1 protein-coding gene is annotated in these 775 nt (G+C 37.9%); it reads right to left on the bottom strand.

All coding sequences use genetic code 11. The features are described 5' to 3' along the window. Positions 1-391, bottom strand: a 391-nt coding sequence (locus tag HMPREF3129_RS00570) for an Hcp family type VI secretion system effector (RefSeq protein ID WP_070486660.1), incomplete at its 3' end; no start/stop codon positions are given. Positions 392-775: the final 384 nt, after the last annotated feature.

Here is a 775-nt window from a genome sequence, read left to right as displayed (position 1 = left end):
GGCAATGAGGCATTTGGCAATCGATGTTCACGATAGTCGCGTCAGTTAGCGTCGTGGTAAAGAAGTGCTCTTGTTTACCTTCTACCGAGGTGCGATACCATTTTAACTCAACTTTTGGCAGCATTTCGCCGGAAGCCAGTGCGTTATACAGCAGAGGAACGGTTTTGTTTAATGCCACGGTAAAACGAAACGGTTTATGCGCACGTTGGCCAGAAGGTTGACCTGATTGCGGATCAGTCGGAACCGTCACTACGTGAGAAAATTCTTGTACCAACATTTGGTCTTCATGACCTTGTACATAAATGTTGCCGACAGAATCTGCAGTAAACGCGCCTGCAGTGATGTTGCCCTGAGTTTTTCCTTCAATGGAAATATAGCAAGGAGTTGGCATAACAATATCCTTTTATCAAAAACGACAAATTAAATTAAATGATTGTCTTAAAAACAATCCGTTAGTCATGTCTGTCATCTTAGCCAGTGCGCACGGTAAGACTTCGGTAAAGGATAATAAAATCTTATCAATATGCTGTAAACAGCCCGTTTTTTTTGTATCTCTCTAGGATAAGTCACTTAGCGTAAACTGGTTGAAATATCGCTATATCATGCTGTAAAAACAGTCATAAAAAGTGTTTATCAGCATAAAATATGATGAATAAATAGACAAATTGCTCGCAACCCAAGAAACACTATGTACATAAAAATATATTTTGTAACGGAAATGTTAAATCAAAAATAGCGCATATAATCCATTGATTTTAAAGTATTAAAAATCAAT

The organism is Proteus sp. HMSC14B05 (assembly GCF_001808035.1).
Classification (GTDB): domain Bacteria; phylum Pseudomonadota; class Gammaproteobacteria; order Enterobacterales; family Enterobacteriaceae; genus Proteus; species Proteus mirabilis.
This window is presented reverse-complemented; position numbering and strand designations above follow the sequence as displayed.